Source organism: Sorangium sp. So ce590, from assembly GCF_051521365.1.
Taxonomy (GTDB): domain Bacteria; phylum Myxococcota_A; class Polyangia; order Polyangiales; family Polyangiaceae; genus Sorangium.
Genome location: NZ_CP150346.1, coordinates 9018707 through 9038812 on the forward strand (window position 1 = coordinate 9018707; position 20106 = coordinate 9038812).

16 protein-coding genes are annotated in these 20106 nt (G+C 68.3%); 11 read left to right on the forward strand and 5 right to left on the reverse strand.

Features of this window, described 5'->3' with window-relative positions; genetic code table 11:
• The first annotated feature begins 1 nt into the window (after position 1).
• The 5 genes from WMF28_RS34075 (at position 2) to WMF28_RS34095 (ending at position 4686) form a co-directional block, all read left to right on the forward strand.
• Positions 2–1138: a CgeB family protein gene (locus tag WMF28_RS34075; RefSeq protein WP_437597669.1), complete on the forward strand. Its 1137-nt coding sequence runs from the start codon at positions 2–4 to the stop codon at positions 1136–1138.
• Positions 1135–2271 (forward strand): CgeB family protein, encoded by a 1137-nt coding sequence (locus WMF28_RS34080; RefSeq protein ID WP_437597670.1) that lies wholly within the window; start codon positions 1135–1137, stop codon positions 2269–2271. Before WMF28_RS34075 ends, WMF28_RS34080 begins: the two co-directional genes overlap by 4 nt.
• A complete protein-coding gene (locus WMF28_RS34085; RefSeq protein WP_437597671.1) occupies positions 2268–3365 on the forward strand; it encodes a CgeB family protein in 1098 nt (365 codons plus the stop codon). Before WMF28_RS34080 ends, WMF28_RS34085 begins: the two co-directional genes overlap by 4 nt.
• Positions 3362–4372, forward strand: a complete 1011-nt coding sequence (locus tag WMF28_RS34090; protein WP_437597672.1) for a UDP-glucuronic acid decarboxylase family protein — start codon at positions 3362–3364, stop codon at positions 4370–4372. Before WMF28_RS34085 ends, WMF28_RS34090 begins: the two co-directional genes overlap by 4 nt.
• Before the next feature lie 71 nt (positions 4373–4443).
• Positions 4444–4686: an inositol-3-phosphate synthase gene (locus WMF28_RS34095; RefSeq protein ID WP_437604334.1), complete on the forward strand. Its 243-nt coding sequence runs from the start codon at positions 4444–4446 to the stop codon at positions 4684–4686.
• Here the strand turns inward: WMF28_RS34095 and WMF28_RS34100 are convergent.
• Entirely contained in the window at positions 4628–6274 is a 1647-nt protein-coding gene (locus tag WMF28_RS34100; RefSeq protein WP_437597673.1) for a cell wall anchor protein, read from the reverse strand. The genes WMF28_RS34095 and WMF28_RS34100 overlap by 59 nt on opposite strands.
• Before the next feature lie 1924 nt (positions 6275–8198).
• Between WMF28_RS34100 and WMF28_RS34105 the strand changes: the two genes are divergently transcribed.
• On the forward strand, positions 8199–9287 hold the full coding sequence (locus tag WMF28_RS34105; RefSeq protein WP_437597675.1) for a glucuronyl esterase domain-containing protein: 1089 nt from the start codon (positions 8199–8201) through the stop codon (positions 9285–9287).
• 692 nt (positions 9288–9979) lie between these two features.
• Here WMF28_RS34105 and WMF28_RS34110 read toward each other — a convergent pair.
• The gene (locus tag WMF28_RS34110; protein ID WP_437597676.1) at positions 9980–10201 is read right to left on the reverse strand and encodes a hypothetical protein; all 222 of its coding nucleotides are present in this window, start codon (positions 10199–10201) and stop codon (positions 9980–9982) included.
• 210 nt (positions 10202–10411) lie between these two features.
• On the opposite strand from WMF28_RS34110, the gene WMF28_RS34115 reads away from it, so the two are divergent.
• Positions 10412–12238 (forward strand): discoidin domain-containing protein, encoded by a 1827-nt coding sequence (locus WMF28_RS34115; RefSeq protein WP_437597677.1) that lies wholly within the window; start codon positions 10412–10414, stop codon positions 12236–12238.
• Positions 12239–12262: 24 nt separating this feature from the next.
• On the opposite strand, the gene WMF28_RS34120 is transcribed toward WMF28_RS34115, so the two are convergent.
• On the reverse strand, positions 12263–13489 hold the full coding sequence (locus tag WMF28_RS34120) for an RtcB family protein (RefSeq protein ID WP_437597678.1): 1227 nt from the start codon (positions 13487–13489) through the stop codon (positions 12263–12265).
• A gap of 280 nt (positions 13490–13769) precedes the next feature.
• On the opposite strand from WMF28_RS34120, the gene WMF28_RS34125 reads away from it, so the two are divergent.
• Positions 13770–14846, forward strand: a complete 1077-nt coding sequence (locus WMF28_RS34125) for a formylglycine-generating enzyme family protein (protein ID WP_437597679.1) — start codon at positions 13770–13772, stop codon at positions 14844–14846.
• Between the two features lie 319 nt (positions 14847–15165).
• On the opposite strand, the gene ric is transcribed toward WMF28_RS34125, so the two are convergent.
• Positions 15166–15870, reverse strand: coding sequence for an iron-sulfur cluster repair di-iron protein (gene ric, locus WMF28_RS34130; RefSeq protein ID WP_437597681.1), 705 nt, complete (start codon positions 15868–15870; stop codon positions 15166–15168).
• 130 nt (positions 15871–16000) lie between these two features.
• On the opposite strand from ric, the gene WMF28_RS34135 reads away from it, so the two are divergent.
• The 3 genes from WMF28_RS34135 to WMF28_RS34145 are packed head-to-tail and all read left to right on the forward strand — an operon-like array spanning position 16001 to position 17932.
• A complete protein-coding gene (locus tag WMF28_RS34135; RefSeq protein WP_437597682.1) occupies positions 16001–16984 on the forward strand; it encodes a sigma-54 interaction domain-containing protein in 984 nt (327 codons plus the stop codon).
• Between the two features lie 55 nt (positions 16985–17039).
• Positions 17040–17507 (forward strand): hypothetical protein, encoded by a 468-nt coding sequence (locus tag WMF28_RS34140; protein WP_437597684.1) that lies wholly within the window; start codon positions 17040–17042, stop codon positions 17505–17507.
• Entirely contained in the window at positions 17504–17932 is a 429-nt protein-coding gene (locus WMF28_RS34145) for a hemerythrin domain-containing protein (protein WP_437597685.1), read from the forward strand. Before WMF28_RS34140 ends, WMF28_RS34145 begins: the two co-directional genes overlap by 4 nt.
• A 650-nt stretch (positions 17933–18582) precedes the next feature.
• Here the strand turns inward: WMF28_RS34145 and WMF28_RS34150 are convergent.
• Positions 18583–18852 carry a hypothetical protein gene (locus WMF28_RS34150; RefSeq protein WP_437597686.1) on the reverse strand — a complete coding sequence of 90 codons (270 nt, stop codon included), beginning with the start codon at positions 18850–18852 and terminating at the stop codon, positions 18583–18585.
• Between the last annotated feature and the right edge of the window lie 1254 nt (positions 18853–20106).

Sequence of the window (20106 nt, forward strand, 5' to 3'; positions counted from 1 at the left end):
CATGCGCATCGCCCTGTTCTGCCACTCGCTGCTGTCCGACTGGAATCATGGGAACGCGCACTTCCTCCGGGGCGTGGTCACCGAGCTCGCCGAGCGCGGGCACGAGATCGTCGTCTTCGAGCCGCGGGACGCGTGGAGCCTCCAGAACCTCGTCGCCGATCACGGCGAGGCCCCGCTGCGCGAGGTGCGGGAGGTCTATCCGCACGTCGACCCGATCCGCTACGACCTCGCCTCGCTCGACCTGGACGAGGCGCTCGAGGGCGCCGCGCTGGTGATCGTCCACGAGTGGAGCGAGCCCGAGCTTGTCGCCCGCATCGGCGCCCACCGGACGGGCGCGTCGTACCGGCTGCTCTTCCACGACACGCACCACCGGTCGGTCACCGACCCCGGGGCCATGACCCGCTACGACCTCACCCACTACGACGGCGTCCTCGCCTTCGGCCGGGTGATCCGCGACATCTATCTCGAGCGCCGCTGGGCCCGCCGGGCGTTCATCTGGCACGAGGCCGCCGACACCCGGGTCTTCCGCCCGCGCCGCGAGCTCCAGCCCGAGCGCGACCTCGTGTGGATCGGCAACTGGGGCGACGAGGAGCGCACCCGCGAGCTCGACGAGTTCCTGATCGGCCCGGCGCGCGCTCTCGGCCTCTCCGCCCGCGTGCACGGGGTGCGCTACCCCGAGCACGCCCGCGCCGCGCTCGAGGCGGCCGGGATCGAGCACCGCGGCTGGCTCCCCAACCACCGCGCGCCCGACGCCTTCGCGCGGGCGAGGGTGACCGTCCACGTGCCGAGGCGGCCCTACGTCGCGTCGCTCCCGGGCATCCCGACCATCCGGCCGTTCGAGGCCATGGCCTGCGCCATCCCGCTCGTCTGCTCCCCGTGGAGCGACGCGGAAGCGCTGTTCTCGCCCGGCCTCGACTACCTCGTCGCGCGGGACGGCGCGGAGATGAAGAAGCACCTCGCGGCCCTCCTCGCCGAGCCCGCCATGGCCGCCGAGCTGGCGGAGCGGGGGCGCAAAACGGTCCTCGCCCGCCACACCTGCGCCCACCGCGTCGACGAGCTCCTCTGCATCTCGGCCGACCTCGGTATCGAGGTCGATCTCACCGTGCCCGCCATCACAACCCAGCGAGCCACGTCATGAATCGACACAACCAACGCCCGACCTCGAGTCGACAGCTCGACATCGCCTTCTTCGGATCGAGCCTCGTCTCCGCCTACTGGAACGGAGCCGCCACCTACTACCGCGGCATCATCCGCGCCCTCGCCGCGCGAGGGCACCGGGTCACCTTCTACGAGCCGGACGCCTACGACCGACAGGAGCACCGCGACATCGAGGATCCGCCGTGGGCCCGCGTGGTTGTCTACTCCGGCGCGGACGCCGCCGAGCCCAGGCGGCTCATCGAGCAGGCGAGGAGCGCCGACGTGGTCGTCAAGGCCAGCGGCGTCGGCGTCTTCGACGAGCTCCTCGAGGCCGAGGTCGCCGCGCTCGAGCGGCCGGGGCTGACGACCGTCTTCTGGGACGTCGACGCCCCGGCCACGCTCGAGCGGGTCCGCGCGAGCCCGTCGGAGCCGTTCCGCGCCCAGATCCCGCGCTACAGCCTGGTCTTCACCTACGGCGGCGGCGACCCCGTGGTGCGCGGCTACGAGGCGCTCGGCGCCCGGCGCTGCGTGCCGATCCCCAACGCGCTCGACCCCGAGACGCACTTCGAAACTGCATCAAGTCCTCGATTTGATTGTGATTTTGCGCTCCTCGCCAACCGCCTCCCGGACCGGGAGCGGCGCGTGGAGGAGTTCTTCCTGCGGCCCGCGGCCGCGCTCCCCGAGCTCCGGTTCCTGCTCGGCGGCAGCGGCTGGCAGGACAAGGCGATGCCCCCGAACGTCCGGTACGTCGGGCACGTCTACACCGCCGATCACAACGCCTTCAACGCGAGCGCCCGCGCGGTGCTGAACGTGGCCCGCGACAGCATGGCGTCGGTGGGATTCTCCCCGGCGACCCGGGTCTTCGAGGCCGCGGGCGCGGCCGCGTGCCTCATCACCGACGCGTGGGAGGGGATCGAGCTCTTCCTCGAGCCCGAGCGCGAGGTGCTTGTCGCCAGGAGCGGCGACGAGGTCGCGGAGCTCCTCCGGGCGCTCACGCCCGCGCGGGCCCGCGCCATCGGCCAGGCGGCGAAGCGGCGCGTGCTGGCCGAGCACACCTACGCGGAGCGGGCGAAGCAGGTCGAAGCGCTGCTGGCCCGCCCCGACGACGCACCCCTCACCGCGGTCGCGCCGTGAGGCCCATCTCCTTCGTTTTCCTGGGCCTGTCGATCACCTCGTCGTGGGGCAACGGCCACGCGACGACCTACCGCGGGCTCCTCAAGCGGCTGGCGGAGCGCGGGCACCGCGCGCTGTTCCTCGAGCGGGATCTCTGGTTCTACGCGGAGAACCGCGATCTGCCGCGCCCGCCGTACGGCCGGACCGAGCTCTACCAGGGGCTCGACGACCTCCGCGCGCGCTTCGGGGACGCGGTGCGCGACGCGGACCTGGTGGTCGTCGGCTCCTACGTGCCCGACGGGGTCGAGGTCGGCGCCTGGGTGACGGAGGCGGCGCGCGGGAAGACCGCGTTCTACGACATCGACACGCCGGTGACGCTCAGGAAGCTCGAGCGGGGCGACACAGAGTACCTGTCTCCGGCGCTGATCCCGCGCTACGACCTGTACCTCTCGTTCACCGGCGGCCCCACGCTCGAAAGGCTCGAGCGCCGCTACGGGGCGAAGCGGGCGCGCCCGCTCTACTGCTCCGTGGATCCGGACGAGTATTTCCCGGAGCGCACCTCGCCCCGGTGGGATCTCGGTTATCTCGGCACCTACAGCCCCGATCGCCAGCCCACGCTGGATCGCCTCCTTGTCGAGCCGGCGCGCCGCTGGGCGCAGGGCCGCTTCGCTGTGGCGGGGCCGCAGTACCCGGCGGACATCGGCTGGCCGGCGAACGTCGACAGGGCGGATCACATCCCGCCGGGCGAGCACCGCGGCTTCTACGGCGCGCAGCGCTTCACGCTCAACGTCACGCGGCGGGACATGCTCGAGGCGGGGTACTCCCCCAGCGTGCGCCTCTTCGAGGCGGCGGCCTGCGGCGTGCCGGTGATCAGCGACGACTGGCCGGGGCTCGCCGAGCTCTTCGAGCCGGGCAAGGAGATCCTCGTGGCCCGCTCCCCGGAGGAGGCGCTCCGCCTGCTCCGCGAGCTCCCGGAGCGGGAGCGGATCGCGATCGGGCAGCGGGCGCGCGGGCGCGTGCTCGCCCGGCACACCGCGGCGCACCGCGCCGAAGCGCTGGAGAGATACGCCCGGGAGCTCCTCGAGGAGCAGGGAAAGGAGGTCAGTGAGACATGAGCGCTGCGCTGCGCATCCTGGTGACCGGGGGCGCCGGCTTCGTCGGCTCCCACCTTTGTGATCGGCTGATCCGCGACGGCCACGAGGTCGTCGCGCTCGACGATCTCTCGACCGGATCCCGGGTCAACGTCGCTCACCTCCTTCCCCATCGCCGCTTCCGGCTGGTGGAGCACGACGTCACCCGACCGTACGACGTCGAGGTCGACCGCATCTACAACCTCGCCTCGCCGGCGAGCCCACCCCATTACCAGCGCGATCCGGTGCGGACCACGCTGGTCAACGTGGTCGGCACGTTCCACGCGCTGAAGCTCGCCGAGGGCCGCGGGGCGCGGGTCTTCCAGGCGTCGACGAGCGAGGTCTACGGCGATCCCGAGGTCCACCCGCAGCCGGAGAGCTACAGGGGCTCGGTGAACCCGGTCGGGATCCGCTCGTGTTACGACGAGGGGAAGCGCTGCGCCGAGTCGCTGATGATGGACTTCCACCGTCGTCACGGCGTCGAGGTGCGGCTGGCGCGGATCTTCAACACCTACGGTCCGCGGATGGCGCTCGACGACGGGCGCGTGGTGTCGAACTTCATCGTCCAGGCGCTCCGGGGCGAGGATCTGACGGTCTACGGCGCCGGCGCCCAGACCCGGAGCTTCTGTTACGTGGACGATCTCGTCGAGGGGATCGTCCGGCTGATGGAGCACCCCACCGAGACGGGCCCCGTGAACCTCGGTAACCCCGAGGAGTTCACGGTGCTGGAGCTCGCCGAGGAGGTGATTCACCTGACCGGGAGCCGGAGCCGGATCGCGTTCCGCCCGCTGCCGCAGGACGATCCGCGGCAGCGGCAGCCGGTCATCGATCATGCGAAGCGGGCGCTCGGGTTCGAGCCGAAGGTGCCGCTGCGGGTGGGCCTGCGCCGGACGATCGAGGGTTTCCGGAGCGCGCTCGGGCTGGCCCGTCACGCGCCTGCGCTGGCGGGGTCGGAGAGCGACACGCCGCTGCCCCGGGCCGCCAACGGCTGAGCTGGATCGAGGCAGGCCGGGAGCGGCTGAGCTGAATCCTGTCGAATCACCCGGCCATCTCGAGCTCGCAGATCTACGCCTGGGCGTGCCTCGAGGAGGGGGTCCCGTTCGCCAACGGGGCGCCGAACCCGACCGTGGATTTCCCTGCGGCGTGGGAGCCCGCCGCGACGGCGCCCGCGCGCGGCGGCTCGGACATCTCCAGCGGATCTCGGCCGCTCCTCGGCCGAGATCCGCTGTGTGGTCCTCTGTCTCGTCCTACTGGCGAGCGACGCGCTTCAGCGGGTACGGCGCGGCTTCTCTCTCGGTCATCGTGAAATATCCGGAGCCGTCCGCATCGTATTCGATGGACTCGCCTTGCCCCTCCACCGTGTCGGTGAGCGCGACGGGCGACGCCGCAAAGGCTGACTCGAAGCTCCCTCCGGCAGGCGCTCGGTACTCGTAGACGGCCCGGTAGGTGCGCAGCAGGAAGCGGTTGGCGCACGGATGGATGGTCCCGGCGGTGACCGACCGGGCGTTCTCGTCCGCGCCCAGGGGGATCTGGAGATCTGCCACGTGAATCAGCGTGGACATGGTGTTGGGCGCCGGAAGCGGCTTGGGGAACTTGTACGCCTTGCTGAGCCCTGTGGTGCCGACCTTCGTGACGACGTAGATGTCCCCCGTCGTCGGGTGCACCATGAGCGCCTCCGCGTTCTGCGGCGTGTCCGGATACTGGAAGGGGAACCTGTCGCCAGACACCGTGCCGCTCGTCTCACCCGCGGCGAGGTTCGGCTCCCGCATGCGGTACACGGCGAAGGTCGTCGGCTCGGGCGGCGGATGCCCGCTCTTCTTGCCGATGTCTGCCATGAAGATGCAGCTCCCCGCAGGGCACGGGCCGGTCGCGATGTCCTCCCAGTCCCAGGGGAGCACGCCGGCGACGTAGTTCCCGACGACCAGGGCGGCGTCGGTCTTGTTGATCGCCACGAAGTTCGCGTTGTTCTCGCTGTGCGCGTACAGGATGCCCGGGTTGACGCGGCTCGCGGCGAGCCCGGACACCTCGACGATGTCGGTCGAGGCCAGCTTCCCGAGCGTGGTGTAGGTGCTCGCGAACGTATCGCCCGCGGAGCAGCTCGGGGCGCCGGCCGGCCTCAGCGTGATGACCTGCGCGGTGTTCGTGTTGGGGAACGGAGAGGTGCCGCTCCACGCCGGCTGCGCGCCCGCAGCGCCGAGCTGCGCGTACGCCGCGTCGAACAGGAGACCCGTGGACGACGAGAGGAGGCACGTGTCAAAGGGCTCGGTGAAGCCCGAGGGCGGCTGGATCGGGCTCGCCGGGCAGGCCGAGCCCGCCCAGACCTGCGTGCCGAACCAGACCGCGACGCCGTTCGCCGCCGTCGTGGTGACCGCGGGCGCGGCCAGGGTCGCCGAGTTGCCGTTCTTCTGACCGCTCACCGCGTCGATCGGGTTCGCGGGATCGGCGCCGCTGAAAGCCACGATGCTCCCCGCCACGTAGGCAGAGACGTCGAAGCCGAAGGAGTAGCTCGCGGGCTCCGCGCTTGTCGCCACCTTCCAGAGGACCCATGACTTGATGGCGGACGCGCTCTGATCCGAGCGGAGCAGCGTCCATCCCGCCGGCGGAGCGATCACCGCCTCCACGTGGTTCCGGTTGGCGACGCGCGCGATCAGGACATCGCCTTGCACGACGCCCGCCGGCCTCGCGACGGCCAACGAGGTCACGTTCTTCGCCGTCGCTGTCGAGCTGGAGCGGAAGGTTACAGTCGAGAGGGGTTGAACGGCCTCGCCCACCTCACCGACGATGTCGCCCTCGAGGTCCGTGCCCTGGGGATCGGGGGAGGCGCAACCGGCCCATCCAAGCAGCGAGATCGCGCCAACGACGCAGGCTCTGGCGCCGAGATTCGTCAAGTTCAACGTCGGTTTCCTTTCGGTTATTGTTAAGCAGCTCTTCAGTCAAGCGGCTCGATAAGGGAGAGGAGACTAAACCACAAAAGACACATGGCGCAACCCGGGTGACGCCGACTGCGGACCATCCGGGGGTGGGTGAGCTCATGAGAGCGTCATTTACCCTGGATCTGCACGGTCACACTGGCACCTACACGACCCACATAGGAATCGACGCCGGGGAGGAGCGGAGATCCAAGTACCAGAAAGCCCGTGGCGAGCGTGTGCGCGGTGGACGGCCGCCCGCGCTGGTGCTCGGCGGCCCAGTACTCGCGGACGGCGCGGCGGGATTCACGAAGATCTCCACGGGGACGTCGCCGAACCAGCGCTGCAAACGGCGCGTAAATAAAAGAAGCCGGATCGCTGCGCGAGGAAGTGTGACGCGGCGAACCGAAGTGGCGGGACCGCGAGCGTCGTGACGCCGCTCCCCTTCTCGTAGGTCCCCACGAGCTTGACGTGCGCGAGGCCCGGAGACGATCCGGATGGATCACATCGACTACAACTTTGCTGAACATTTGCATTCTAACCAAACGCTGCCCGCTCGGTCGTACGATTCCCAGCGATAAGCGTGATCGAAGCGCCCTCCGCTGGGAATGGGCGTCTGGTGATGTCGTTCCGGCCAACCTTCTCCGAACCTCTCCCCCCAACGGCCCTCCTGCCCCTGCTCGTCGCGTGCGGCCCCAGCGATGGCGGCATCACAGTCGATGAGGATGACACCACCAGCACCGGCAGCCCGACCGGCGGCTCTTCGTCGGCTGGCACCACGTCGTCCGTGGCCGGCGCCGGCGGCGGTAGCACCCGTGGCGTGACCTCGGGAACGGGCGGTCCCTCGACGAGCGGTGCGGGCGTCGGCGGCTCGGACCCGACGGGCGGCGGGGGCACCACGCTGGTCGGGGTGGAGACCCCCGGCGCGGACTGTGCCGTGCCCAACATGCCCGCCTTCAGCGAGGCGGCGGGTGTGCCGGCAGCGGGAAATCTCGGAGATGATCCAGCACGACGAGACCGGCCCGAAGCAGACCAAGGAGGCCACCGTGACGGACAGCTGCGTCGCTGCGCCAGCTCCCAGACCACCGGCTCCGAGGCTCTTCCCTCCGGACCCGGCTGGACCGGAGGCGTCGTCCGGGAAGAAATTCTCCTCATCGAGCGACGTCCGCCCACCGCAGGCGACTGCAGAGAACACAGCGAGGAAGCGAGAGTTCGTGCTCGCGCGGAGCGCATAGCCAGATCCGGGACTTGCTCCCTCAGGCCTCGGGCGCGCCGCTCTCATAGCTCAGTTCACGGGTCCTCGGCTTGACGGCGAATGAATCGCACCGCGCCCTGAGACTTCTCGTTCACGTGCCATTGGCATAGTCACACCGCAAATTCGCACACATCACGAAAACAGCGTCACAAACGCGAAAAAACGCACAGATTTCACTATCGTCTGCTATAAACACCGCGGTTTTCCCGCGTGTCACGTACTACGTGTCATGCACCGCGTGTCGCATTCCGGCACTGCACTCGAAACATGGAGGCCTTCATGCCTGTCCGTTCTCGTGCCTCGCGCAAATTAGCCGCTCTCGCGATTCCCGTCCTCGCCCTCTTGAACTTCCCTGGCTGCTCTTCGGAAATAGGATCCGGCGGTGCCGGGGGAGACGCTCCGGGCACAGGCGGCGGGACATCGAGCGGGAGCGGGGGGGTCACCACGGGTGGAGGCTCCGCGACCAGCGGTGCTTCCGCGACCAGCGGTGCTTCCGCGACCAGCGGAGTCGCCGGTACGGGCGGCGGTGCTCCGACGGGTGGAGCCGGCGCGGGCGGCTCCACGACCAGCGGGACTGGCGGGACCAGCGGGACTGGCGGCGGCGACTTCACGTGTACCCTGCCCACTTTGCCTGAACCGAGTGGTCTGACCGAGGTGAACCGGAAACTCCCGGATCCGTTCACCTTCTTCGACGGAACGAAGGTCACGACCAAAGAGCAGTGGGAGTGCCGCCGCAAGGAAATCCTGGCGATGGCAGCCAAGTACCTCTACGGTCCAGTCCCCCCCGAACCGGATGAGGTGACCGGAACCGTATCCGGAGGTACCGTTTCAATCACTGCCAAGGCAGGTGGAAAAACAGAGAGCTTCTCGGCGAGCATCAGCGGATCCGGCGATGTGATCGCGCTCAAGCTGTCGGGCGGGATCTTTCCATCAGGCAGCAAGACGCTATCGTTTGGAAGCGGCTTTGAAGGCAAGATCAGAAATCTCTTCGGCCTGTCCGAGATCAACACCAACATCGCCAACGGATGGATGATCGACCGGGTGATGGACGTGTTGGAGCAGAACCCGGGCGGCGGGCATGATCCCACAAAGATGATGGTGTCGGGATGCTCCGGGTGTGGAAAAGGTGCTTACCTGGCGGGTGTCTTCAGTCGTGTACCGGTGGTTGTCATCGTGGAATCGGGCGGTGGTGGTGTAGCCAACTTGCGTCAGGCAGAGTGGTTCAGGCACGGCGAGGGTGGTGCTACTTGGCAGTGCCGAGATGCCAAACCTCAGAGCATCGACAACCTCGAAGACAGCGGCATCTGCGGCCCCTGGGTGACCGGTGCGGCCCGCTGGCTCCGAAACGACCCCTCGAAGGTATACAACCTCCCCTTTGATACGCATTTGCTCCTGGCGACTATCGCTCCACGGCATCTGGTGCACTTCACGAATGCCAATGGCAAGGACGCATGGTGTCACCTGGGGGGAACCTGTGAGGCGCTCTCCGCATGGGCCGCAAAACCGGTATGGAAAGCGCTCGGTGTTCCAGAGCGCATGGCTTTTCAGATGTACAGCGCAAACCACTGCGGCGCATCGGGCTCTCAAACCGCCATTGCAGGCGAAATGTTCAAGCGAGCATTCGACGGCAATGCCAGCGCAAACACGGACGTGATGAACATCCTGAACGATGGCGTTCAACAGCCGGTCAGCGAATGGAAAAGCATGTGGATTGACTGGGATATGGAGACAGTGCTGCAGTAGTGATGCCCTTGGGGGGCATGAAGGCCGTTCTGGCCTTGCCCTCCATTCGGCGTAATTCCCGGGCGTCGGTCATTCGCCGTCCAGGCCCGGCTCGCTCGCCGGCGACGAGCAGACGACCAGACGCTGCGAGATCGCGACGAGAGAAGCCTTGCTCGAAAAATGTCGCCTCATCGGATGCTCCACAAGCGCTACTTGGCGCGAGGCGGTCCCAGAACCGAGCAGGACAGATTACATCGGCTGCATGCATGATGTAACTTTGCGGCTGGACTGAAGGCTGCCCACGCCAGCGATGCGATTCCCAGCGATAAGCGTGATCGAACCGCCGTCCGCTGGGAACGGGCGTCCCAGGATGTCGCGCCGACCCAACTTCTCCCCCTGACCGCCCTCCTCCCTCTGTTCGTCGCGTGCGGCCCCAGCGATGGCGGCATCACGACGGATGAGGATGACCACCACCAGCTACGGCGGCCCGACCAGCGGCTCTTCGTCGGCTGGCAACACGTCGTCCGCGTCCGGCACCACGACCCGTTCACCATGATGGACGGCTCGAAGGTGACCACCCGAGCGCCGCGGGTGTGCCGGCATCGGGAAACCTCGGAGACGGTGCGCGTAAGCAAAAGAAGCCGGATCGCAGCGCGAGGAAGTGTGGCGCGGCAAACCGAAGTGGCGGGACCGCGAGCGTCGTGGCGCCTCGTTCATGGGTCGAGGGTCTCGCGGCGGGAGGCGCTCAGGAAGCTGCAGGAGGAGCTGAACATCGACGCCGTCGAGTCCACGCGGCTGCTCTGGGAGACGTATCGGCCGTACGAGATCTGGTACGCGTTCGCGGCGGCAGGGGTCGTGTCGCTGGTGGGGACGCCGATCTTCACGCAGCGGTCGAAGAGGTGGAAAGCAGCCCGTTCGGTGGGCGGACATGACACCGACGCACATCCTTTTTCGAGGAGGGAGGCAAATTAAACCACAAGCAAAGCAACGAGCTCTCAACCTGAAGCAGGCTCCCCGGCGCAGGCTTGACAACGCCGGGCAATACCGTATCTCATCTCCTTGATAGCTTTGATCTTGCTTGGTGGCGCCATCGCACACGCTCCCTCCCGGATGCGCGTGAAATGATCCACCGAAAGGAGACCTCCTTGAGCTTACGCACTACCGTTCCCACGCTGTGTGTCGCCCTGACGGCCGTTCTCGCGGGCTGCGTCGTGGGCGCCGATACGGGCGCTGACGAGGGCGCCGCGACGGACAGCGATCACGTCGGTGACCAGCGGCAATCGTCGCTCGCGGCGCCTGGCTGCACGGTCCGTCTCACGCCGACGAGCCTCGTCGCCAGCGTCGCGCAAGCCGAGAACCCGGCGGCGAACGTCGCCGATGGCAGCCTGGCCACCCGGTGGTCGGGCCGCGGCAAGGGCGCCTACGTGACGGCAGACCTGGGCGCGACGCAGCGTATCTGCGGCATCTCTCTGGGCTGGTACAACGGCGGGGTCGATGGGCGCATCTACGACTACGCGCTCTCGACGTCCACGGACGGCCGAGAATTCTCGCCGCTCTTCGCGGGGAAGAGCCTGCCCAGCACCTCGCTCCAGCCTGTCGAGCTCCAGGCCGTCGACGCGCGGTACGTCCGCCTCACGGTCAACGGGAATACCGTGAACGACTACGCCAGCGTGACGGAGCTCCAGATCTCCGCCAGCGCGGCCCCCGCCGGCGCCTTCGTCCATCCGGGCATCCTGGTCAGCAAGGAGCAACTGGATTTCGTCAAGGCGAAGATCGGCAGCGGCCAGGAGCCCTGGAGCAAGGAGTACCAGCTCGCCAGGGGCTCGAGGCACGCAAAGCGGAACTACGTCGCCAGCCCGGTGCCGGTCGTGAAGTGCTCCACGCCTGGCTCGAAGCAAAAAGCCCTCGATCTGGGCTACGAGCAAGCGGGCTGCAGCGAGATCGTCAACGACGCGAACGCCGCCTATACGCAGGCGCTGCTCTGGCACTACAGCGGCGACGCACAGTATGCCGAGAACGCGAGGCGCATCCTCGACGCCTGGGCGCGCACGCTGACCGCCATCCTGTTCGATCAGCCCCGCTTTTCGGACAACAACGGTCAGGTCTACGCCAACGGCCACTTCGCCGCTGGCTGGGCGGGCACCAACTTCCTGCGGGCCGCGGAGATCTTGCGTTACACGTACAGCGGCTGGACGGCCGAGGACACGGCGCTGCAAGAGAATCACTTCAAGACCGTCTACTGGGGCCTGGTGAAAGACGGCTGGACGGGCGCCGGGAACCGGACCTCCGTGATGAACGAGACGGCGCTCGGCATCGCGATCTTCACGAACGATCGCGAGAAGTACGAGTACGCCGTGAGCCAGGTGGAGCACTCGACCAAGGCCATGATCTACATGCCGAGCGACGGCCGCCAGCCGCTCTATCCGATCTACCAGGGCCAGCCGCGCTACACAAACGACGCGAAGGGCCAGCTCGCGGGGATCTGGACCAACCCGACGCGCTACATCGCCGGCCTGGAGCAGGAGACCTGCCGCGACCTCGGGCACATGCAGATGGGCATCAGCTCGCTGGCGAACATGGCAGAGACCCTTCGCATCCAGGGCGATGCTCGCAGCGCCTACAGCGACGACCCGGTTCATCACGAGAACCGCCTGCGGGAGGCGCTCGAGCTGAACGCCGATTACGTGCTGCAGTACCTCGACAATACGGGCAATCGGGTCGGCGTCGAGGTGACGCCCACGGGCTGGATGCCGGCGCGGAACTGGCCATGCAGCAGCTTCGCCAAGACCGCCGGCGGCGGCTCGGCGGTCATGGGCTGGGAGATCGGGTACAACGAATTCCGCAACCGGCGCGGGATCAGCATGCCGAAGACCCAGGAGCTCATCACGCGCGCCAGGGCGATGAGCAGCGCTTCCACCCGGGTCGGCAACCACATCGGCTGGGAGGCGCTGACGCACGCGGGCGCGCCCTAGCCGCCCCGCGCCGGGGCGCGCGGCTCACCCCTTCACGCAGACGACCTGCCGCAGGGTGTGGACGATCTCGACGAGATCCTTCTGCGCCCGCATCACGTCGTCGATCGGCTTGTAAGCGGCCGGCGTCTCGTCGATCACGTCCTCGTCCTTGCGGCACTCGACGCCTGCGGTCGCGGCCTCGTGGTCCGCCACCGAGAAGCGGCGGCGCGCCTCGCCCCGCGACATGACGCGCCCCGCGCCGTGGCTCGAGCTGCAGAAGCTCTCCGGGTTGCCGAGCCCGCGGACGATGAACGAGCGCGCGCCCATGCTGCCCGGGATGATCCCGAGATCGCCCGCCTGCGCGCGGACGGCGCCCTTGCGGGTCACGAGGACGTCCTTCCCGTAGTGGTGCTCGCGCGCCACGTAGTTGTGGTGGCAGTTCACCGCCTCCACGGTCGCGTCGAAGGGCGGCAGCTCGCCCGAGCCACGGAGCGCCTCGATCACCTGCGCCATCATCAGCTCGCGGTTCACCGCCGCGAAGTCCTGCGCCCACGACACGGCCTGCATGTAGTCGTGGAAGTGCCTCGTCCCGTCCGGCAGGTACGCGAGGTCGTCGTCGGGCAGGTTGATGAAGAAGCGCCTCATCTCCTGCCTGGCGAGCTCGATGAAGTAGCTCCCGACCCGGTTGCCGACGCCGCGCGACCCGCTGTGCAGCATGACCCAGACGCGGTCCTCCTCGTCGAGGCAGAGCTCGATGAAGTGGTTGCCGGTCCCGAGCGTGCCGAGGTGCTCGATGGCATAGCCGCGCCCGATGCGCGGGTGCTTCTCGACGATCTGCCGGTACCGCGGCTCGAGCTCGGCCCACGCCGCGACCTGGGCGGGGGGCGGCGAGCGCCACGCGCCGCGGTCGTTCTTCCCGCCGTTGTCGGTGCGGCCGTGCGGCACGGCGCCCTCGATGGCCGTCCGGAGCCCGCGCAGCGCGTCCGGCAGCCGCGACGCGGAGAGGCTCGTGCGCGCCGCCATCATCCCGCAGCCGATGTCGACGCCCACCGCCGCCGGGATGACCGCGCCGCTCGTCGCGACCACGCTCCCCACGGTCGCGCCGATGCCCTGGTGCGCGTCGGGCATCACGGCGATCCACTTGTGGATGAACGGCAGCGCGGCGAGGTTCTTGAGCTGCGCCTCCGCGGCGGGCTCGAACGGCACGCCGACCGTCCACGCCTTGATGGGCACGCCCGAGTCCGTGGGGATGACGTTGTAGCTTCGCTCCATGGCAAGATCTCCGGTGAGGGGTCGAGCCGTCCGGCCCGCGCCGCGACGCTCGTTCACGATGGGGTCCGTCGGTCTCTGTCGGTCTCCGTCGTTTCCGTCGGTCCGTCGTCGCTGCGTGTCGCACGGCGCGTGCCACTCGAAATCCAGGCGATCGCGGGCCGCTGGCCCTGCGGATTAGATGTGTGTATAAAACGGTTAGATAAAATTATATGACACGCAAGACCGCCGTGGTCCTCGGAATGCTCGGCCCGACGCTGGACTTCGTGGTAAGCGACGAGCCATGAATACAAGCGGTTCGATGACGTGCGCGATCGGTGTCGCTCTCTGGGCTCTCCTGATCGTACCCCTCGGCTGCCAGCCCGAGGCGGAGCGCCAGGAGCCCTCCGTCGTGCCGGCCAGCAACATGGATCCGGCCGGTCCGGAGGTGGCTGGCTGGGAAGCCGCCTCCGCCGATGGATCCGTGTGTCGGCATCCGGCGGTGGTGGCCGAGTGCGCGAATGGTTGGTGTCGCATTCCGCCGGGCTGCTTCATCATGGGCTCGCCGGAGAGCGAGCTCTGGCGTGGTGAACACACCGAGATTCCAAGGGCGGTCACGCTCGAGCGCGGGTTCGAGATCGGGCAGTTCGAGCTGACGCGCAAGCAGTGGTCGGAGCTCGTCAGCGTCATGCCAGAGAAGCCGGAGAAGGTGCGGGAAGGTCCGGTGACCTGCAAGGACGACGAGTGCCCGCTTCGCTATGCGACGTGGTTCGAAGCCCTGCTCTTCGCGAACCTGCTCTCCGCACGTCACGAGCCGCCGCTCGCGCCCTGCTTCGAGCTCTCCGAATGTCAAGGCGAGCTGGGCCGTGGCATGAGTTGCGGTCGCGTGGATCTCACGGGCGACGCGACGAGCGTCTACGAGTGCGAGGGCTATCGCCTGCCAACGGAGGCAGAATGGGAGTACGCCGCGCGCGCGGGAACGAGGACGGCATACTACGGAGGTGACATCACCGGAACGAATCCGGATGCGCGCTACGACCCCGAGCCGAGCCTCGAGCCCATCGCATGGTATGACGTGAACGCGGGAGGGCGTACGCACCCCGTGGGGACGAAGCGGCCCAATCGCTGGCTCTTGTTCGACATGCTCGGCAACGTCGTCGAGTGGACCAGCGATCGACCCGTCTTTCGCGAGGTCGAGGGTCCAGTGACGAACCCTGCCACGGAGATCGCCCTGAGGACCGACGCGCCGGATCTCCGCGTGGCCCGAGGCAGCAACGTTGCGGGCTCGCGGGATATGCTGCGAGTCGCCAGCCAGAATTACCCAGCGTCGGATTCGGTGGCCCGAGGCGTCGGCTTCCGTCTCGTCCGAACCATCAAGTGAGGCTCAGCCGCCGCGCGCCTCGCGGCGGAGGGCCTCGTCGGGCTGGGCGTCGGCGGCCGCGAGCAGCCCGGGATCGTCGTCGCCCTCCTCGCTCAAGCCCCGCGCCACCTCCAGCCGGTGTCTGGCCGGCGCGCGATCAGAAGACGATCGTGCCCAGCTCGATCCGGTCCGAGACGGTGGTGCCCTTCAGCTGGCCGACGAACAGGAGCCGGCCCGCGGCAGGCGAGGTCGGCGTGTTCCAGATGAACACGATGAGGATGTGGCCGTCCTGATCGCGGTCGCGATCGAAAATGGTGGAGGCGGCCTGCTCGGCGGACCCTCAGCCAGCCTGAGCGTCAACAGCGTCCCGACCGTGACCGAAGCGCGGCGCGAGGACGTGGTTCTCGAGGTGAACGTGCTGAAAGACGTCTCGCTCGATCGCCTGAAGCTCGCCGAACAGCGCGCGATAACTGCCGCAGGCCCAGTCGGGGAGCGCGAAATCGTCGCTCGCATCACGGAGGGTCTCGAGGAGCTTGGCCACCCCGAGGTGCTCGTCGCGCATCGCGGCGAGGGCCCGTGTTGTTTCCGGGTCGATGTCGGCGCCCGCCGAACGGAGCGCCGGAAACAGGTTCGCCTCCTCGTCGTCGAGGTGCGCCAGCAGGGTCTCCGAGAGCTCGCCCACGGCGCCGTCGAGGACGCGCAACTTCGGGTTGTGCTCCCCGTGAACCCGCGCGACCTTCGCCGCGAGCGGTCGCACGAAGGGCAGCGCCGTTCGCAGATACGCGTGGTGCTTGCCGACGATGTGGTCGATGAGAGCGGGCGTCGAGGCTTCGCGCATCGTGCCCGGCGTGTCGCCTCGCCGTTCCGCGATGGCTCGCTCGAGCTGCCCCAGCAGCGCGGTGAGCTCGACTCCGCGCTCCTTGGCGGCTTGCTCGAGGCTGAGCTCTCCGCGGCAGCAGAAGTCGATGCGATGCTGCTGGAAGACCTGGGCGCACTCGGAGTGATCAAGGACGATGTTGGCGACGGGTTGGGTTGGGCTCAGCACGGTGGACCTCCTGTCGTCCGTACAAGCAGGGCCCGTGCCGGCGCTCCATCGCCCGCGAATCCGCGTTGATTCGCTCTCGAAATCGCTGGCTGCCTTGCCTCTTGCCGTGGTGCGTTCCAGAATGGAACACATGGAACACACGTGCCCGCAGAGCTGCGAGGTTTGCGGCCTGATCCCGCTCGCGCCGCGCCTCTCCGGGGCGACCGACGTGGTCGCCCGCAGCGCCGCGATGCAGACCGTGTTTCGACGGGTGGCGCGCTTCGCGATGAGCGAGGCGCCGGTCGCTGTCCTGGGCGAGACGGGGACCGGCAAGGAGGTCGTCGCGCGGATGCTGCACGCGAACTCACCGCGCGCGTCCGGCCCCTTCGTTCCGGTCAACGTCGCGGCCTTGCCGGCCGAGCTCCTCGAGTCCGAGCTCTTCGGGCACGGCAAGGGAGCCTTCACCGGCGCCACGCAAATTCGGCGCGGGCTGTTCGAGGCGGCGAGCAAGGGAACGCTCTTCCTCGACGAGGTGGCCGAGCTGCCTCTGCCGCTGCAGGCCAAGCTGCTGCGCGCTCTGCAGGACGGCGAGATCCGGCGCGTCGGCGAGAACCAGGCCTTCGAGAGCGACGTCCGCATCGTCTGCGCGACGCACAGAGATCTCCTGCAGCGCGTGCGAGGGGGGACCTTCCGGGAAGATCTCTACTACCGCCTCAAGGTTCTCTCCGTGCAGGTTCCGCCCCTCCGTGAGCGGCGAGACGACATCCTCCCGCTCGCGCGCCGCATGCTGGGCGAGGAGCGCACCAGGGCGCATGGCTTCACCGACGCCGCGAAAGCCGTGCTCCTTCGCCACCCCTGGCCGGGCAACGTGCGCGAGCTGCAGAACGCCGTGAAGCACGGCGCGGCGCTCGCGACAGGCGAGTCGATCGACGCCGAGGACCTCCCGGAGGAGCTGCTCACGGCGCCGCCCCCACCTCGCGCGCCCGTCGCGCTCCGGTCGCTCGCGGAGGTCGAGCGAGAGCACATCCTCCGCGTCCTCGATGCTTGTGGCGGCGCTCAAGCGGAAGCCGCGCGCGTGCTGGGGGTCGGGCGCAACACGCTCTGGCGCAAGCTGCGCGAGTACAGCGCGAGCTGATGGCACGTCTCCTGCTTCAGCGTCCGGTGAAAGCATCCCGTGAAAGGAGTCGCCCATGCTCTCGACCCAGTTTGCCCACCACCTGTCGCTCGAGGTGTCGTGTCCCGCGTGCCCGGAGACCTACGCGGTCCCGCTCGACGTCGTCGAGCAGAGCCAGAGCCTCCTCGACGAATGCGGGCCCTGCTCCGGAATGGTCAGCTACGAGTGTCCGACTCCGTACCTCGCGTCGCTCGCGCCCCGAGGAGCGATCGCACGCCTGCATGAGGCGGTTCGCGCGTTCGAGGAGGAGGTCCGGGGCAGGGGCGCGCTGGCTGTATGGGCCGGAGGCCAACCCGACGCGCCGGACAACGGTCATCACCTCGGCAGCATCGTGAAGGCGTTGCTGGCCTCGGCAGGTCTGGCAGGCACAGCGGCGAACGTGGCCGCGCCCTCGAGGTCGCCGTCCGAGATCGTGGCGATCGCCGTGGAGCTCACGCGCTGGGACGACGACGGCGGCGCGCTGCGGGGACCGGAGCCGTCATGAAGCGCGATCGGCGGCTCCGCGGTCTGTCCTCCGAGCATCACCACGCCCTCGTCCTCGCCCGCGCCATCGAGCGGCAACTCGACGCCTGGTCGACGTCGGACGGCGCACGCCTCCGCGAGCAGTTCGATCGGCAGCTCGAGCCTCACTTTCTCGCGGAGGAGCAGGTCCTCCTGCCCGCGCTGCGCGCCGCGGGCCGGCTCGACCTCTGCGAACGCGTTGAACGCGACCACGCCCGCCTGCGACGCGCGGCCACGTCGGCGTCGGCGGGCGACGCGAGCGCCGCTCGGGCGTTCGGAGCAGAGCTCGCCGAGCACGTGCGCTTCGAAGAGCGGGACTTGTTTCCCGTGTGCGAGTCGCTCCTCGCCGACGAGGTCCTCGACGAGGTCGCGCGCCGAGGGCCCAAGGAGGATTCATCCTGCTCGTGACCCTCGGCTCTCGTCCACGGCAAGACGGGCTCATCGGCCTGCTGCTCGAATGCCACCAGCGCGTTCGCTTCTTCACGGCGCTCGCCGAGCGTATCGGTCGGGAACCGGCGATTTCAGACGCAGATCGGCGCGAAGCGTGCCGGCGGAGGTGACGTATCATCCGCCCGACGGCGTGCTCGAGCACCTGACCGACCCGCGCGCGTCGGAGGATGACCGAGCTCGTTCCACACGCGCTCTGTGCCGTCTTCGTGATAAGCCCCGTCGAGGGCGAGGTCCTGGGCGAGATCGCCGTCACGGCGCTCATGGTCGACGGCGAGTAGGTAAGCCGCCAGTTCCCCGCTATCCCCAGCGACGCACGCTCACCCGGCGAAGGGCTCGAGACACCGCGACGGGCAAGGGCCTGGAGCGCTCGCTTGCTCTCTGCCGACGTGGCGGCCGAGCCGGGCGGGAGGACGAGCAGCCGGCGGAGCGTCCGTCGATGCCGCCCGACGAGCCAGCAGCCCCCGTGCCCTCGGTCAGGCGCGCTGGCCGGAGCCGCCGCTACCCCTCACAGCCGAGCGAGCCGTCCGTCTTCGAGCAACACCCCGGGAGCTGAAGCCGAGTACGCCTCGGTTCCAGCGATGGGTAGACTCGGCGCGTCCGCAAGTCGCTCATTGGCCCTCCTTCATTCGCGGCTCAAGGGGCGGCTCGAGCGCATCGCCATGGATCTCGCGCAACAGGATCGCCGCGTGCCGAGCTCCGCTCTCGATCGCGTCGAGAGGATCTTCCCCAGATACATTGTAACTGCGCCCGTCGACTTCCACAGGGACAACCCAAGGCCACTTTTTCTCCGGTGGGTTTCGGGTCGGCTCGTGGATGCGAACCACGATGTCGCGCGGCTCGCCGTCCTCTCCGGTCACCTTGAAGACTAGTTCGATCATCACTTGCACCTCCTGTCGCAGTCTTTGAGGCATCGCCCAAGTTCTTCGGTGCATTGGCTCCGACAGTTCCTGTCCCCCTTTGGGCAGTCGTCGTAGCACCGTTCCCATAGTTGATCGCACTTTTCCTTGCATGCCTCTTTGCAGTCGGACGAGCTTGAGCCTGCCGCCCACCGACACGAGTCGCACGACTGCGCTCCGGAGCCGCTGCGAACCCCAGAGGCTTCTTCACATCGATCCTTGGCTTCGTCCAAACTCGCGTGCTCGCCCTGGTACCGCGTTGTGCAGCTACCGGCCGCGCCCTGGTTACTGCAAACAGCCGACCCCGCCTTCCACGTGACCGTGCATTCCACGGTTTGCGAGCACGGATCTCCATCGACGCCCGTGTGATCTTGCGGCTCCAGTGGCACATGCCACCCGAAGCCTCCAACCCCTCCTGTCGGCGTGATGATGCTGCCGCCGGCGCCTTCGTTTCCCTCACCCCGGACATAGCACTCACCTACATCGTAATTGCACGCCGTGAGACCAAAGCACAGAACAACAAATATCCTGTTCATATCGACTTTGCCTCAAATCTCCAGATGGGTCCAGTGGTCACCATCACGACCAGACTTCCAGGAAGAACGCGACTACCGCCGCCAGCCCAGTCCACATGGGCGCTGGTGGATACGCCCAAGGGCCCGGCGAGAGTGCCTGTGCCGGCGCCGGAACACTGACGAGCGCGCAGGCACAGCCGCACAGCACGAGCGCGCTCGCCCTCCCCCTCAGCCCGTGCCCCATGCCATCCCCTGATTCCAAATGCTCCTCCCACCGGAGTGTCGGCGTCAACTGTGGCGTGAGCCACATTACGTCCTCGCTGTCCCTGCCTCGGCGTGCCGAGCGCGGCGGGTCGCGTGGGTGGGTCGGGGCGCCCGCCAGCGAGCGCAGCGCCGTCGCCGTCCACCGGCTGACCGAGCACGACCTGCCCGGGCCTGGCGAGCCCTCCTACCCCGCGCTTACGAGCATCGACCCGGCTGCGTCACACCGTGTGACCTCCGTGTGCCCCGACGTCAGGGCACGGGGCTCCACGAGAGGGATCGAGAGGGTACGAGAGAAATCGAGCCCTCGATGGCCTCTGACACCGCTTCGACGCGTCCGACGCGGAATAACCGCCCAGCCAAGGGTATCGTGACCGCCCGTGCGACGCCGGTTACAGCGCAGCAACAGCTCCGCCTGACTGAGCCACGAGGCGTGCGGTGGCGTGACAAGCGTACGCAC